This window comes from Escherichia sp. MOD1-EC6300, from assembly GCF_002965045.1.
GTDB classification, from domain to species: domain Bacteria; phylum Pseudomonadota; class Gammaproteobacteria; order Enterobacterales; family Enterobacteriaceae; genus Escherichia; species Escherichia coli_F.
The window spans coordinates 39,268-55,490 of sequence record NZ_PTRH01000010.1; the positions used below are offsets into that span (position 1 = coordinate 39,268).

At 42.0% G+C, this 16,223-nt stretch carries 12 protein-coding genes; 5 read left to right on the forward strand and 7 right to left on the reverse strand.

Annotated features, from left to right (window positions below):
- The first annotated feature begins 50 nt into the window (after positions 1-50).
- The 3 genes from pstB to BGE37_RS15775 all read left to right on the forward strand — a co-directional run bounded on the left by pstB (position 51) and on the right by BGE37_RS15775 (position 4,489).
- Positions 51-824: a phosphate ABC transporter ATP-binding protein PstB gene (gene pstB / locus BGE37_RS15760; protein ID WP_000063126.1), complete on the forward strand. Its 774-nt coding sequence runs from the start codon at positions 51-53 to the stop codon at positions 822-824.
- A gap of 14 nt (positions 825-838) precedes the next feature.
- A complete protein-coding gene (gene phoU / locus BGE37_RS15765; protein WP_000377789.1) occupies positions 839-1,564 on the forward strand; it encodes a phosphate signaling complex protein PhoU in 726 nt (241 codons plus the stop codon).
- A gap of 426 nt (positions 1,565-1,990) precedes the next feature.
- Positions 1,991-4,489 (forward strand): type III effector protein, encoded by a 2,499-nt coding sequence (locus tag BGE37_RS15775; RefSeq protein ID WP_123057335.1) that lies wholly within the window; start codon positions 1,991-1,993, stop codon positions 4,487-4,489.
- Positions 4,490-4,958: 469 nt separating this feature from the next.
- Here BGE37_RS15775 and BGE37_RS15780 read toward each other — a convergent pair whose 3' ends face one another.
- Positions 4,959-6,146: a pentapeptide repeat-containing protein gene (locus tag BGE37_RS15780; RefSeq protein ID WP_105272122.1), complete on the reverse strand. Its 1,188-nt coding sequence runs from the start codon at positions 6,144-6,146 to the stop codon at positions 4,959-4,961.
- Positions 6,147-6,443: 297 nt separating this feature from the next.
- On the opposite strand from BGE37_RS15780, the gene BGE37_RS15785 reads away from it, so the two are divergent.
- Entirely contained in the window at positions 6,444-8,849 is a 2,406-nt protein-coding gene (locus tag BGE37_RS15785; RefSeq protein ID WP_105288196.1) for a type III effector, read from the forward strand.
- A 136-nt stretch (positions 8,850-8,985) separates the two neighbouring features.
- Here BGE37_RS15785 and yieH read toward each other — a convergent pair whose 3' ends face one another.
- On the reverse strand, positions 8,986-9,651 hold the full coding sequence (gene yieH / locus BGE37_RS15790) for a 6-phosphogluconate phosphatase (protein WP_105288197.1): 666 nt from the start codon (positions 9,649-9,651) through the stop codon (positions 8,986-8,988).
- Positions 9,652-9,818: 167 nt separating this feature from the next.
- Between yieH and adeP the strand changes: the two genes are divergently transcribed.
- Positions 9,819-11,156, forward strand: coding sequence for an adenine permease AdeP (gene adeP, locus BGE37_RS15795; RefSeq protein WP_032304110.1), 1,338 nt, complete (start codon positions 9,819-9,821; stop codon positions 11,154-11,156).
- 53 nt (positions 11,157-11,209) lie between these two features.
- Here the strand turns inward: adeP and yieF are convergent, their stop codons facing one another.
- The 5 genes from yieF to tnaB all read right to left on the reverse strand — a co-directional run bounded on the left by yieF (position 11,210) and on the right by tnaB (position 16,193).
- Positions 11,210-11,776, reverse strand: a complete 567-nt coding sequence (gene yieF, locus BGE37_RS15800) for a class I chromate reductase YieF (protein WP_001291118.1) — start codon at positions 11,774-11,776, stop codon at positions 11,210-11,212.
- A 21-nt stretch (positions 11,777-11,797) separates the two neighbouring features.
- Positions 11,798-12,547, reverse strand: a complete 750-nt coding sequence (locus BGE37_RS15805; protein WP_001355068.1) for a 4'-phosphopantetheinyl transferase family protein — start codon at positions 12,545-12,547, stop codon at positions 11,798-11,800.
- Positions 12,548-12,703: 156 nt separating this feature from the next.
- Positions 12,704-13,663: an HTH-type transcriptional regulator YidZ gene (gene yidZ, locus BGE37_RS15810; protein WP_105288198.1), complete on the reverse strand. Its 960-nt coding sequence runs from the start codon at positions 13,661-13,663 to the stop codon at positions 12,704-12,706.
- Positions 13,638-14,813 carry a multidrug efflux MFS transporter MdtL gene (mdtL, locus tag BGE37_RS15815; RefSeq protein ID WP_105288199.1) on the reverse strand — a complete coding sequence of 392 codons (1,176 nt, stop codon included), beginning with the start codon at positions 14,811-14,813 and terminating at the stop codon, positions 13,638-13,640. Before mdtL ends, yidZ begins: the two co-directional genes overlap by 26 nt.
- Positions 14,814-14,945: 132 nt before the next feature.
- On the reverse strand, positions 14,946-16,193 hold the full coding sequence (tnaB, locus tag BGE37_RS15820; RefSeq protein ID WP_000131908.1) for a low affinity tryptophan permease TnaB: 1,248 nt from the start codon (positions 16,191-16,193) through the stop codon (positions 14,946-14,948).
- Between the last annotated feature and the right edge of the window lie 30 nt (positions 16,194-16,223).

The window sequence follows — 16,223 nt, forward strand, 5'->3', positions numbered from 1 at the left end:
GGTAAGCCTGATTAGCGAAGTGCATCAGGCACGATGAGGAAAAGATTGCAATGAGTATGGTTGAAACTGCCCCGAGTAAAATTCAGGTTCGTAATTTGAACTTCTACTACGGCAAATTCCATGCCCTGAAAAACATCAACCTGGATATCGCCAAAAACCAGGTTACGGCGTTTATCGGGCCGTCCGGCTGCGGTAAATCGACGCTGCTGCGTACTTTCAATAAAATGTTTGAACTGTATCCGGAGCAGCGTGCGGAAGGTGAGATTCTGCTCGATGGCGACAACATCCTGACTAACACTCAGGATATCGCCCTGCTGCGTGCGAAAGTGGGCATGGTGTTCCAGAAACCGACGCCGTTCCCGATGTCCATTTACGACAACATCGCCTTTGGCGTGCGTCTGTTTGAGAAGCTCTCCCGTGCCGACATGGACGAGCGCGTGCAGTGGGCATTGACCAAAGCCGCATTGTGGAACGAAACCAAAGATAAATTGCACCAGAGCGGTTACTCTCTCTCTGGTGGTCAGCAACAGCGTCTGTGCATTGCGCGTGGTATCGCCATTCGCCCGGAAGTGCTGCTGCTCGACGAACCGTGTTCGGCGCTCGACCCTATCTCTACCGGGCGTATTGAAGAGCTGATCACCGAACTGAAGCAGGATTACACCGTAGTGATCGTCACCCACAACATGCAGCAGGCGGCGCGTTGTTCCGACCACACGGCGTTTATGTACCTGGGCGAATTGATTGAGTTCAGCAACACGGACGATCTGTTCACCAAGCCAGCGAAGAAACAAACAGAAGACTACATCACCGGTCGTTACGGTTGATTCAGGAGTGCGTTATGGACAGTCTCAATCTTAATAAACATATTTCCGGCCAGTTCAACGCCGAACTGGAAAGCATCCGCACGCAGGTGATGACCATGGGCGGCATGGTGGAGCAGCAGCTTTCTGATGCGATCACCGCGATGCATAACCAGGACAGCGATCTGGCGAAGCGAGTCATCGAAGGCGACAAGAACGTCAACATGATGGAAGTGGCGATCGATGAAGCCTGCGTGCGAATTATCGCCAAACGTCAGCCGACGGCGAGCGACCTGCGTCTGGTGATGGTGATCAGTAAAACCATTGCCGAGCTGGAGCGTATTGGTGACGTGGCGGATAAAATCTGCCGTACTGCGCTGGAGAAATTCTCCCAGCAGCATCAGCCGTTGCTGGTAAGTCTGGAGTCGCTGGGCCGTCATACCATCCAGATGTTGCACGACGTGCTGGACGCGTTCGCGCGAATGGATATTGACGAAGCGGTGCGAATTTATCGGGAAGATAAAAAAGTCGATCAGGAGTACGAAGGTATTGTTCGTCAACTGATGACCTACATGATGGAAGATTCGCGCACCATTCCGAGCGTCCTTACCGCGCTGTTCTGTGCGCGTTCAATCGAACGTATCGGCGACCGCTGCCAGAATATTTGTGAATACATCTTCTACTACGTGAAAGGTCAGGATTTCCGTCACGTAGGCGGTGATGAGCTGGATAAACTGCTGGCCGGAAAAGACCCGAAAGAGTAACGCTAACTGTAGGTCAGATAAGGCTTTTACGCCGCATCTGGCAATCAGCCCGGTCATACATAGTTACCGGGCTGATAAACTTTCTCCTTGAAATATTGCCACACAAACTCACCTCGAAACTCTCCCCAGTGCAATGCAAATATATTATTTCATTTGAATTATTTTACTTTTAATGTAGTGCCCCGTTATAAAATTTTTTTGTTATTCCTTTCATTTATATCGTTACCCGCACAGAAAATGGAAAAGAAAACAAAAAAACCAGGGTAAAAGCCCTATATCGGAACATAAAAAATGAGCGATTTTTTACAGTATCCATAGGTGGTTTAGTCATAATCGTATCAAAACAACACCAAAGTGTTCTTTTTTATACAAAACGGTTATGTATTGTGAGCGGGCGAATAAATATTGTGTTCAGGAGAAATGATTATGGCTATATCATCATTTAGTACAGTTACAGATAAATTTGCTACTCTGACTAAAATGCCAGATGAAAATCTGAATGAAAAAAATAGAACGCAAAAATATTCAGGAAAAATTGGTTTGTCTCTTGATGATGTGGGTAAGTATTCAGTAACTCATAAAGATATAACAAATATTTTAGCTGGTGATAGTCAATCTTTTCTTAAACGAAGTCTTTGGGAGTTTATACTCGATCTTTTTCCCATGTCTCATATTAAGGAGGCTAAACAAGCCATTGTAGATTTTGTGACGAAAACTGATGATAAAGTTGAGATGTTTAATAGAGTTAAATCTCTCGCCGATCAAGATCAACAATGGCGCTTTAATACGACTACAGAATTTACTGTAGATGAAAATAAAGACATTATTGTTAGTAGAGTATTTAATATAAATATTAATGCGCAAGATTATCATAATGATGCTGAAAAAAACACAATGCGTTCTTTATTTTCTGAAGAACTCAGCTTGGATATTTATAAGCATGATATTCATTTTGATCAGAAGGCTTTTCAATCAGGGATGCTGAAAATACAGTTCCCAAATGATAATGAAAAGCTTAGCGTATATTTAAAAAATAAAATCCCCTTTGAAAATATCACAATCGATTTATCTGCGCTGGAAAAAGAAGCCCTGGCATCTCTAAAATATTGTAACTTTAAAAAAGTGACATTCACTGGTGCTATATCTTACGAAAATCTTAATGGTTCAGTATTTGGAAATTGTTTTTTTGAGGACTGTATTTTTGAGAATGTGTCACTTGTTAGCTCCAGGTATCGAGTAAAACCAAATAATGAAATACCTATTTACGGCGTGTTTAAAGAGTGTTTTCTGTATCGATGTGAAATAAAAAATTTTAACATAGATACATCAAAAATATACTCTGTAAATCAAGATCCCAATGTGGGTAAGCCAGTTGGTGCATATCTGTTTATGCAGTCATTTGTAGATGAGTGTACTCTTCAGGATGGAGTGTGTAAAAATGCAAGTGTTATTGCAAGCAGTTTGTTATGTTGTAAAATAGCAAAGCTTAATGGTGCTGAAATGGATTTCATAGGGACTTCGTTTTATCACAAATATAAATGTGAATTAAAATATGATAATCATTTTTATAATTGTGATTTTAGCTCCTCTGATATGACATACAAGCGAAATGGAATTCGCAAAGATTTACTGGATTTTGATCCCAGAGAGTATTTCAAAAAGGATGGAGGTAAACTTAATCTGGATAAACGCATTTCTGACCTTATCTACATTAATCTTTTCCCTAATATGAGTGGCGGTCGTTATATAAATGATAAATACGTTGCTGATGATATAGATAAATATTTAAAACTTAGTAATTGCAATTTACTTAAAACTTGTTTGGGCGAGTCAATCAATGGAATTAAATTGGATGATTGTGCTATTGATCATTTAACCACTTGGTTAAGTGGTAATCTTGCTGCGAACACCCAGATTAGAATTCCTGTTTATATGGACATGAAAGGAGCTATAGCTGAAAATGGCATTTCAGATTTCATGAAAAATTTAATGGAAATTAATTCATGGGTAGAAGAATTTAATAATTATGGCAAGGATGCGGAAAGTCATTACCAAAAGGAACTATTATATTTACAATCTTTGTTGGTCAAGCTGGGGCGCTTCAATCTTGATGATGAAGGAAAAAAATATCAACTTAATGGTGAAGCTATCCAGTATATTATATTAAAAGTTTTGTACAATATAGAAAAAGATATAGCCAATGAAATAGATATTGATAAAGTGAATTTCATGCATAAGCTCTATACTGGATTCTTTTGGCAAAGACCTTACGATCAACGTAACTATTTAAAAATAAATCGTTCTGCTATTTCAAACAGCAAAACATTTCACTTCCACTTTGATTTTAATGATTTGCGAAATATTTACAAAGAATATAATAAAAATCATAAAGATGATAGTTTTGATAAAATGCAAAAGATTTTTTTAGCATTGAATGAATTTAAGGAAAGAACGAAAATAAATTATAGGGATTATAGAAAAGTATCAAAATATGTAGATGATAAAGTCGATTTATTCTCTGGCATTGAGCAATACTTACGGTGGGTAATTGAGAAAAATAATGACTATAATAAGGAAAATTATGGCGATATAAAAGACAAATATGCCAAACTTATTGTCGAAAGAAATGATTTAGTCGATACTAAGGATCAATTGATTAAAGAGGATTTTTACTTAAATAATAAAGACAATAAAGATAAAAAAGATGCGGAAAGAATTAATGAGATTAAGGGGATAATAAAGGTGATAGATGGAAAAATACCAAATATAAGTAAAGAGATTCTACATCTTAAGGATGAAACAGAGAGATTGGAGAAAGAGTATCAACAAGAAAATACACTTAATGATGTAGTTCAAAATATCAGGAGTTGGCTAAAAGAAAATGAAAATATGGTGAAAGCCATTAAGAAAATTGATACTGAATAACATGGCGAATAAATAAACGGATCAAGTCGTTCCTGTGACAATGAGGTTATACGAAAAGACGCTTACTCATCAGAAATTTGGTATGCTTTAATTAAACCAGTGTCGCTGATGTGTAAGCGTTGACGTTGGGAGGCGATTAAATGGTTATACCACTCCTACGCCTTTTCCAGACGGCGTATAAGAGTGCAACATGTTGAGTTTTCCGAGCGAATGGTGCATTTTACTAACCGAGCCATTTGAAACAACCAACGCAATAAAAAAGACTGGAATAATAAGCCTGTATTTATTATTCATCGCAATCGCACTCTACGGTTTTATCCTGCAGAAATGAGACTACTTCCAGCGGTTGTGGATTATCCCTGGGCGATAGTCATAGTCTGGTGTCAGGATTCACAAATGACCTGTTACCTGACATGGATATAAACACAACATAGAGTGCGGTAGTTAATCTGAATCATCTATTTTTCGGCTACACAGCACAAAACAACATTATTGATTCTTTATAAGAGAGAATCTCTCCATTATTTTTATATAAATCATTATTAAGAAAATCCAGAAGCTCTTGCCTTACACTATAAATATTGACTTTTTGGTCAACCAACGACAGTAATATATCCTTGATACCTTTTAATTTCATATTTCTATCAGATATTGTATTAAAAGTGAAGATGATATTACGTTTATTACAACTGGAGAACCAATATTTTAGAGTATTATTCGTCCACTTTGTTGGTGTCTTAATTAGTTGCGCTGTTGTTGTTTTTACATTGTTAAATGTAGAACCGCTAAAATTTGTCCCGACGCACGAAATGAAATTCATCTCTGAATTGTCAAAATTGCAATTCTTTATCTCACACATATCAAGGTTAACATCATGAAATGTCGAATATTTCATGTTTGCATGTGAAAATAAACATGCAATAAACGTTATATATTGCAACCTGGCATTACAAAAAGATTTATTTTTAAAATCAAAACAAAAGGTTTTTTTTATTTTGAAATTGTTATTATATCTGCAATGTAAAGAAATCATGTTTTTTATTAACTGATAACACCATTGTGATGATTCTGGTAATTCATAGGGATGTAAATGGATGTTTTCATCGAATATAACCTGTGAGTTATGGTTGTTTATTGAAGATATATGGAAGCTATCATTTGTTAAAGCTATGGTTGTGCTAAAATTATGGTGGTGATCAGCGCTCATGAAATCAAATGTAACAATGTCGTTGTTTTCTTTCTTTTCTTTGTGATATGCGTTTAAAAAAGAAATATTTTCGATCTGTTCATCAGTTAATGTCAATGGCATTTCGTCATCAAAGAAAGCGTAATCGGCATTTGGGACTGGAATATTTTCAATTGAGCATAGTTTTAATAAAAAAATATGAAAACAATGGAACTTATTTTTATGCATAAGAGAACTTAATCTCTGTTGTATCTTCTGTAGTTGTCCTTTGGGAAGTAAATGCTGTAAATTTGAAAATGAGCCATCTAAAATATATTTATATGTAAAAAGGTCCTCTCTCTGACCAGTTATCAAAAAATCGTCAGGTATTTTAGAAAAACGATTGATATGACATAAATATTCCATTTGCTCCATGTCTATATACTTATGGGGAACTGCGTGGTTTGGTGGTGTGCCAATAAGATTATCCATAAATCACCTTGATAAAATTTAATAAAATCTCTTTATTCTAACATTGACAATATAACCAGCTATAAAAAATCGCTCATTTTCGGATATTGCGGTTTACCTGAGGGATGGTTCGTTATGCCTAAAAATTGGGAATCCAGGGTAAACACCCTGGATTAAATCGAGGGAAATGAGCTATTTTTTACAGTATTCACTGGTAATATAAGTAACACTTGTTGCTAACCTGGCTAGCGGTAGTGTTAATTAACAATCTAGATGTCGTTATTTTTAAACACCCCAATATTGCACATCGGAGGATTTATGGTTGCTAAATTAAGATCAGATGTTCTTATAAATACTAATCCCTTTTCAGAAGTGAAAAATGAGAAGCATAAGCATAACGGATATTCTGACAAGGTTACTTTAGATATTAATAATAAGAAATACGATGTAAATTTTAAGGATATTGAAAATATTCTGGATGGTAATGGGGCATTATTTAAAAAACGTACACTGTGGGAGTTTATTCTCGATCTTTTTCCCGGATCGCATATTAAACAAGTTAAAAGCTTAATTTACGATTTTGTGACAAAAAATGATAATAAAGCGGAGATGTTCAAAAATATTAAATCTCTGGCCAAAACAGAAGAACAATGGCGATTTAGTACTACTACAGATTTTACCACAAATGAAAATAATGAAGTGGTTGTGTGTAGATCTTTTAATCTCTACACAGGGGAGACTGTAAATGAGGCCGATAAGCATCAAGTTTTTTCTGAAAGATTCACTCTTGATAACTATCTTGATGATTTACATTTTGATAATTCTCCCATGAAGAGATTAAAGTTTTCTGATAATGCTGTAAAACTTACGACGCTTATTAAAAATAAAATCCCTATTTTTGATACAACTATCAATTTAACTTCGTTGCCTAAAGATGTATTAAATTCATTAAAATATTGTAGTTTTAAAAATGTAACTTTTTTAGGAAATATAGAAACTCCGACCCTTGAAGGCCCAGTTTTTGAAAATTGTTATTTCGAAGATTGTAAGTTCAACAACATACATTTTTATGATCCTAATGAAAAAACTGCAGAGTCAGGAAATGAAAAATCAATAATAGGTATGTTTAAAGGTTGTTTTATTTCTAAATGCGAAATAAAACAATATAGTTGTGAGACGTCTCAAGTCTACACCGTTAAACAACCCGTCAATATCCAAGAAAAATTAGGGGCTTATCTCTTTATGCAGTCTTTTGTTCAAGACTGTACAATTCAGGGAGGTAGTTGTCCTGGATCGAGTATACTTCTGAGTCATTTTTATAACTGTGATATCACAGGACTTGAAGCTCCTGGAATGAAATTTTTGGCAAACTCATTCAACAAGTCTAATAATAATTACATCAGGGGGAGGGATCATGGGCTAGTATTTAATAATTGTACTTTGAACTATATTAAAATAAACAGTGGTCTTGGTGAAGCTGGTTCAGGTAAATATATGTTTAACCCCATTGAGTATTTTTCTGAACGCATTGAAAGAAGATCGAGAACTCTTAAGTTAGATGATAATTTTATTAAATGTGCAGACAATATTAATAAAGGTATTAACTCTTCATATAGCAATGAAAATACAGAGAATAATAACGTTTTCTTTAAAAATAGTCGTTTGCGCGGGGCGGAACTGGGCTATTGTTACAGAGAGGACAGACTCGAAGGCTGTTCTATCGATTCTGCTACAATTTATTCACAAGGTAGTCTTACCGATAAAAAATACATTTATATGAATATAGACGGAGCTATAAGTAAAGAACAAATACCAAATTTCATAAGTCAGGCAGATGCTCTATATAAAGACATAGTGGAACTTAGAAAATCCTTGCCAAATACTCGGCTAATATATGAAAAAGCATTTGCAGAATTACAGTCGTTTTTGTCCGCACTCTATAATGAAAAAGGATCGTTTAAAGAGGAATTTTCTTTTGATATTGAAAAAGTTAATTTTTTTATTTTCAAAGATATGCATGGTAGGGCACAACATATCATTAACAATATGATAGGAAGTGACAGAATTAACTTTGTTGAATCTGTCATAAAAGAAATAATTTCGCAGTCAAATGCACAAGAAGATCCTAAATATTCAGAAGGATTTATCCGAAAAGAAAGGCAAGAGTCTCATAACCAATTTGATAGAAATTTAAATTTTAAATTTAAAGATCTTGTCCCCCTATTTGACGATGTTAATATAGACAACATTAAAGCGCTAAAAAATCAACTAGAAAAAATAAAATCTTTTAAAGAATTTTACGACTCAGCACTCAATAATTTTGCTTTCGATTTTCAAAATCTAGCAGGTATATTTAAAATTAACAAGGAAAGTTTAATCCAATATTATCAGGTAGTAAAAGAGTCCAATGAGGGTTACGAGGACATATTGCAAAAAATTAACGAATTAACAAATGATCATAATAAAATTGTGAAAGAGAAAGCACAACTAGTTAGTGAAAACAAAGATAATTTGACGCGTAATGATATACAAAGAAAATTAAATAACTTTAAGATTGATATTGATAAAATAGATGATGAAATACGAACTTACCAGGATATTGTTCAAAATTATAGTCGGGAGAAAAAATATAAAAAGTATAAAAAACTCAGTGAAATAATCTTGAATATTATTACATGGTTCGATAAATATCCCGATATTGTGAAAAATATAACCCAGGCTTAGCTAAGCAGAGAGTGATTGACTGGACGAATAACGACATAAATTTTTGAAAGGGAAACATACGCTTACTCATCAGACACTTGGTAGTCTTTATCTCAAACCAGCGTGACTGATGTGTAAGCGTTAAAGTTCGGAGCAATTAACGCGCTATATCCCAGCCGCGTGCCTTCCAGAGCGCAGGCAGTTGCGCCAGCTCGGTAAAGATGGTGACTTTCGGGTGAACGATCGGCTTATTGTGCGGGTCAGCGCAGAAGTAAAACACTTCCATACCGGCATCTATCCCTGACTGCGCACCGGCGCTGGAATCATCGACCAGAATGCAGTTTTCAACGTTCACATTCATCGTTTTTGCCGCATGGAACATTAATGCCGGGTCAGGCTTCCAACGCTGAATGTCGTAACCACTGAACAGTTTTTCCGGGAAGTAGTGCAGCATATTGAGCTTACCAAGCGAATGCTGCATTTTGCTCACCGGGCCATTAGAAACCACGCACATCGGCACGTTAACGCTCGCCAGCAATTCGTTCGCTCCCGTGATGACCTCTAGTTCGCTATCAAACAGGCGGGTGACTTCTGCGCGGTAAACGTGCTCTGCATCGGCCTGGACCATCGTCACGTCCTGCTCTTTACTGATGATATCGATGATTTCATAGAGTTTTACGCCTTTAAAACGGGTAAAAATCTCTTCCAGGTCAACGTTAATGCCAAATTCCCTGAACATCGTGACATAGGCGCGAGAGCAAATGACCTCGCTATCGACCAGCGTACCATCGCAGTCGAAAAATACCGCTTCTATCTGGGACATGTCTTTCCTTTATCATTAGTTTAACGTTTTCGTCATGCAAATTTGCACAACGCAATCGTTGCCGTATAAGCAAATACAATGAAAAAAAGTTAACTTCAGCCGTCCATATTGTCTCATTTTGGTATACGATAGCGACGGATTTTCCCTCCTTAGTTCGGAAATAGATAATGAGTCAACAACACACAACCCAGGCTTCTGGTCAGGGGATGCTGGAACGCGTGTTTAAACTGCGCGAACATGGCACGACGGCTCGGACCGAAGTGATCGCCGGTTTTACCACCTTCCTGACGATGGTTTACATCGTTTTTGTTAACCCGCAAATTCTTGGCGTTGCTGGCATGGACACCAGCGCCGTCTTCGTCACCACTTGTCTGATTGCTGCATTTGGCAGCATTCTGATGGGACTGTTTGCTAATCTGCCAGTTGCACTGGCACCAGCAATGGGCCTGAACGCATTCTTCGCTTTTGTGGTTGTACAGGCGATGGGCTTGCCGTGGCAGGTCGGGATGGGCGCAATCTTCTGGGGCGCGATTGGTCTATTGTTACTGACAGTTTTCCGCATTCGCTACTGGATGATTGCTAACATTCCGGTAAGTCTGCGTGTGGGCATCACCAGCGGTATCGGCCTGTTCATTGGCATGATGGGGCTGAAAAACGCGGGCGTGATTGTCGCGAATCCCGAAACGCTGGTGAGCATCGGTAACCTGACTTCTCACAGCGTGCTGCTGGGTATCCTCGGCTTCTTCATCATCGCTATTCTGGCCTCGCGCAATATTCACGCGGCGGTGCTGGTTTCTATTGTGGTGACGACGCTGCTGGGCTGGATGCTGGGTGATGTGCACTACAACGGCATCGTGTCTGCGCCACCGAGCGTAATGACAGTAGTGGGTCATGTCGATTTAGCCGGTTCGTTTAACCTCGGTTTGGCAGGGGTGATTTTCTCTTTCATGCTGGTCAACCTGTTTGACTCCTCCGGTACGCTGATTGGCGTGACCGATAAAGCAGGTCTGGCGGATGAGAAAGGTAAATTCCCGCGCATGAAGCAGGCGCTGTATGTCGACAGTATCTCTTCCGTGACCGGTTCGTTTATCGGTACTTCTTCTGTTACGGCGTATATTGAGTCCTCTTCCGGCGTTTCTGTTGGCGGTCGTACCGGTCTGACGGCAGTGGTTGTTGGTCTGCTGTTCCTGCTGGTTATCTTCCTGTCGCCGCTGGCGGGAATGGTGCCGGGATATGCCGCAGCTGGCGCGCTGATTTACGTTGGCGTGTTGATGACCTCAAGTCTTGCTCGCGTGAACTGGCAGGATCTTACCGAATCCGTTCCAGCGTTTATTACCGCCGTGATGATGCCGTTCAGCTTCTCGATTACCGAAGGTATCGCACTGGGCTTTATCTCCTACTGCGTGATGAAAATCGGTACCGGACGTCTGCGTGATCTAAGCCCGTGCGTAATCATCGTTGCGCTGCTGTTTATCCTGAAGATTGTGTTTATCGACGCTCACTAAAATCGATAGCGCGTTAAAAACCCGCCATGCATGATTGCTGGCGGGTTTTTTATTTAGATCTTAACTCGCTGAATAAACTCACCAAATGCGGTTAATTGCCCGGTCAGGTGATCCAGCGTACCCTGATCAATCACTTCTCCGGTTTGCGGATCAACTTTGTTCTGAATCACGCCGCCCATAAATTCCGGCTTGTTCATCACCATTGCATCGAGAAAAACCAGAATCTGGCGCAGGTGATACTGACAGCGCGCGCCGCCAATCACGCCCATTGAGCTGGTCTGAATCAACACCGGTTTACCAGCCAGCGGTTGATCCGGCAGGCGGGAAAGCCAGTCGATGGCATTTTTCAGCCCGCCCGGTACCGAGTAGTTATATTCCGGCGTGACGATCACCACACCGTCAGCCTGACGGATCTGCTCCGCCATAGCTTCTACCGTTGCGGGAAAACCTTCTTCCTGCTGTACATCAGCGTCATACAGGGGAATGTCGGCAATGGAAGGTAATGCATTGATTTCCATGCTAGCAGGAGCAATTTTCGGCAGGGTACGTGCAACCATGCCATTAAATGAGCCTTTGCGCAGGCTCCCCAGTAACGTAACCACCTTCAATTTTTCAGACATGATGACTCCTGTGGTTGTCTATCAATTTGGCGAAAAAGACTTCATGGTAGAGAGTTGGGCAAAACGCATCATCCTGCTGGTAGGATTGTTGGCGCGGCTGTGAATATCCGGCAGGCTTTTCCAGCCGCGTTTGCCATCTAACTCCCAGACACTGAGCTTTTCAATTGTGGGCGTGACCGCCACGGACCACACCAGCACGTCCTCCGCGTCGCATAACGCTTCTACATGATTTACATGAGCACATTTCAGGCGTCCGGCAATGGGCAGCAGCTGCAGATCGCGCGGATCGTCATTCAAAACATCACCGGTTAGTTTTAGCACGCTTCGGCGCAACGTGATGAGTTGCGCCCGCGCTTCGTTAGGATCGTTTTGTTTACTGATCCATAGCGATTCATTGCTGGAAAAGGTGTGGTTATCGAGCGCGTGTGGGCTATGAAACCCGCGCGTCGCACGCTGCAGTTCCATATCGAGGCCACATTCACCTTCGGTTGTTAGCGCCACGCCAACCATATTCCCGGCATAGGAAATAGAAAACGAGGGCAAATTTTTATCACTGAAAACCGGTTTTCCTTTCGGCAGGGTGACGATTTCCGGTAATTCGCCGATGCCATACAGCATAAACATCAGTTCTGCGAGTAAACCTCTGGACGCCAGGAAACGGCTTTGACGATGAGGGGGAATATTTCGGGCTTCTTGATGACACTGGGAGGAGAGACGAACAGAAATCAGATGTCCTTCCGTTAAAATCCCTCGGGCAAAGTGAGTCGCCATTTTTCGCTCCATGCTTAATGGTCCATTATGAATACAAGAGTAATCATTTACTGGAATGATGGACAGACTAAAGCAGCTAAAAGTTCGATTCAGACAATCTTATTACAACTATTTTACATTTTATTGTGAAATAGGGTTGCGTTTCATACGATTCGGTTATGCCATCGACGCGTAAAGATTTTTAATGGTTTCCCGTAACCAGACGATTTTCGGATTATGGCTGTTCCGTTTATGCCACAGTAGGGTAAAAGGGACTTCCAGCTTTTTTTGCTGGCTTTCGTCAAACGGGAGAGGTAGAGCAACCAACGGCAGTTGGTGGAGTTGATTGTAGTACTGACAGTAGCGTGGTGCGGTCGCCAGTAGCAGATTGTCGGGCTGCGCTGCCATAAACAGTGACTGCTCGAATTCCGGCAAACTCATAGCAATCGTGCGTTCGCGCCCCAGCTCCTGTAACACATTGTCCAGCGCCCAGGTATCGCTCTGTTCCCAGCAAATGCTGATATGTGGGTAACGTAAAAAGGTATCCAGATCCCACGCTTCATGCAGTGCCGGATGATCCTGGCGCAACCAGACGCAGGGCACATCACTAAACAGCACTTCATAATCAATGGCTAATGGCAGCGAGCTTAGCAGCTCCCGCGAACGGGGATGGCTTTCGCGACCGGAAAAACCAATATCCACTTCGCCACGGGTAATCGCATCCAGTGAATCATAATCCCAGTTGCGCAATTTGATCGTCGCCTGGGGGTAACGCTGGTAGATCTGCTTAGTCAGCGTATTGAACATGATCATCATCAGCGGCGATTCCGCCGCCAGTTCAAACTTAAGACCGCGCGGCGTTTCGTGGTGCGGTTTATCCAGCAGCAAATTGCTCATTTGCATCCACTCCGCCAGATTTTGCTCCATGCTGACCATTAGCGGTGTGGGTGACAGGCCCAGCGGTGAGTTCACAAAGAGCGGGTCGTCAAACCACGCTCTTAACTTTGCCAGCGACTTACTCACCGCCGAAGGCGTCACGTTCATCCGCTTAGCCGCTTTGGTCACGCTGCGTTCCTGCATCAGCAGTTGCAGGCAGAGCAGTAAATTGAGATCAAGCGTGGTGATGGATTTCTTCATGAGCGGCAACGGGGCGTCCAGGCGCGACGAACATAATCAGCAACAGGCTCACTATGCTACAGGCAATCAGAATCCCGATCAGCATATTCCATGCGCCGATACCAACCACCGCTGCCAGCCAAATCCACAGTGACGAACCGCAAACTTGCGCAATACCTAAGGTCGAGCTGGCTACGCCCGCGCGTAATGAAAACGGCCCTAACGCCTGACTCATCGCTACGCCAAAACCTACCGAGAAACCGGCGCAAATCAGTGTGATACCAAACAGAGAAACCGCATGGGAAGGTGAAACGGCAAGAGTGATACCTGCCGCCAGAAATAACACCTGTGAGGTGATCATCAACGTACGTGGCTTAAAGATCCCCAGTGCAAATGGCGTGGAGAATGAAACGGTCATGCTGACCCCTGCGGTCAACGCCATTATGGTGGCGTATTCTCCGCGCTCAAAACCCATGATTTCCATCAGCAATACCGGCGACGTATTCACGAAGGTGAGGATCACCGAAACGCTGAGGGTGGTGATAACAACACGGCTGAGGAAAAATCGGTTAAGCAGCGACTCGCTATTCTCTCGTGGTTTGTCCGAAGCTGCGGGGGCGGCAGGGCGCGTTTCTTTCAAAATAAACAAAGACAACATCAGTACTGCGACGCCCATCGTTGCCATCGTCCAGAACAGACTCTGCCACGGGAATTTAAGCATAATCAGGTGTCCGAGCACTGGCGCTAACACCGGAATGATGCAGGTAATACCGTTGAGTAACGACAGCACTTTTGCCCGACGTCGATCATCCAGTGTGTCACGTAAAATGGCGAACGTCACCACGTAACAACAGCCTGCGCCTAACCCCTGTAGAAATCGCCCTGCAAGAAATAACGTGCTGGTTTCAGCCAGTGAACAGAACACCGAGGCGATAATAAATAGCGCCGCGCCGGGTATGGCGACAGGCTTTCTCCCTGAACGATCGGCCACTTTACCGGCAAATAACATCGCTGCCGCCATACCTGCCAGATAAACGGAAAACGCAATATGCAACTGCGCTTCGCTGGCATTGAGATCGGCGGCGATGCGCGGTAAACCAACGAGGTACATATCAATCCCGGCGGGATAAAGTAAAACTAGGGCAAAACTACAAATCAAAAAGCGGGACATGGGCTAAAGCGTCCTGATAGTAAGGTGACGCAAAGCATACGTGGTGAAGCAGAATCAGGCGAGTTGCCATTTGGACATAAGTGATTTCCTGACAGGCAAGAAGCCAGCTATTTCGCTGGCTTCTTAAACGGATTAGCCAAATTTAGGTAACACATTAAAGACGTTACCGAACCAGCATAAAATTACGGTTATACCAAAGAGAATGACAATCGCCGGAATAAGATTGCCGCCCCAGACCGTGAACATCTGGTTGGGAAACTTCTTGCGAGCTTTGATTGCCAGCACTGCGGGGATAATGACTGCCCAGATGGTGGCGCACAACCCGGCACCGCCGATCCCGTAAATAAAGCCGTTCGGGAAGATCAGATACAACAACGCGGGTGGCAGGAAGGTTAACAGCACGGTTTTGAAACGCCCGGCGTGGGAGTTATCAATCTTAAACAGATCCGCCAGATAATCGAACAACCCCAGTGTGACACCAAAGAACGAACTGGCGACAGCTAAGTTAGAGAACACCAGCAGGCAAAACTCGATAATGCCGTGCTGTTTGGTGCCGAGGAACGATTTCACCAGCGAATCAACGTTGCCGCCTGAAGAGATAATCGCCTTAAAGCTTTCTCGCGGAATGTTCCCCATCGTGCAATAGAGCCAGAAGAGATAAATCACCAGCGCCAACAGCGAACCGAAAACCACGCTTTTGATTAGCTTATCTTTGCGTTTGCCATAGCAAATAATCAGGCTGGGAATATTGCCGTGGAAACCAAATGACGCCAGACACACCGGCAAAGCCATAAAGATATACGGGAAGTAAGACGTTCCCGCCGTGGTGCTGGTGGCATCGCGCAGAATGGAGTAATCGACCTGGAAGAAGAAAGAACCAAACACGATCACAAAGGAGATAATCTTCAGCCCGAGGAACAACGAGGTAATACGGCTGGCGGCTAACGAGCTTATCCACAATACGCTGGCAACGAAAATGGCTGTGCAGATCCCGACAATACGTGGATTAGCGTGATAACCCAAATTCATTGATATCGTTTCACTAATGATCGCACCATTAGCAGAGATATAGGCATAAGTGAGGATATAGAGAACGAAGGCAACGGTAATACCGCTGATAATGTTCCAGGTATTACCGATTAAATCTTTGGTGATGGTGTTAAAACTGGAGCCGACGGGATAATTTAAATTTGCTTCTAATAACAATAACCCGGAATGAAGCATTGAAAACCAGGCAATGATAAGGATAAAGGCACCCCAGAAAAACCAGGCACCGGCAAGATCAACAGGTAAAGCAAACATACCTCCACCGATTACTGTACCTGCTATAACCATAACACCCCAAAATGCAGAGTGCTTTTTTTCAGCTTGATCAGTCATGATGCCACCTTTAGAGGAAGGCTATTTTTG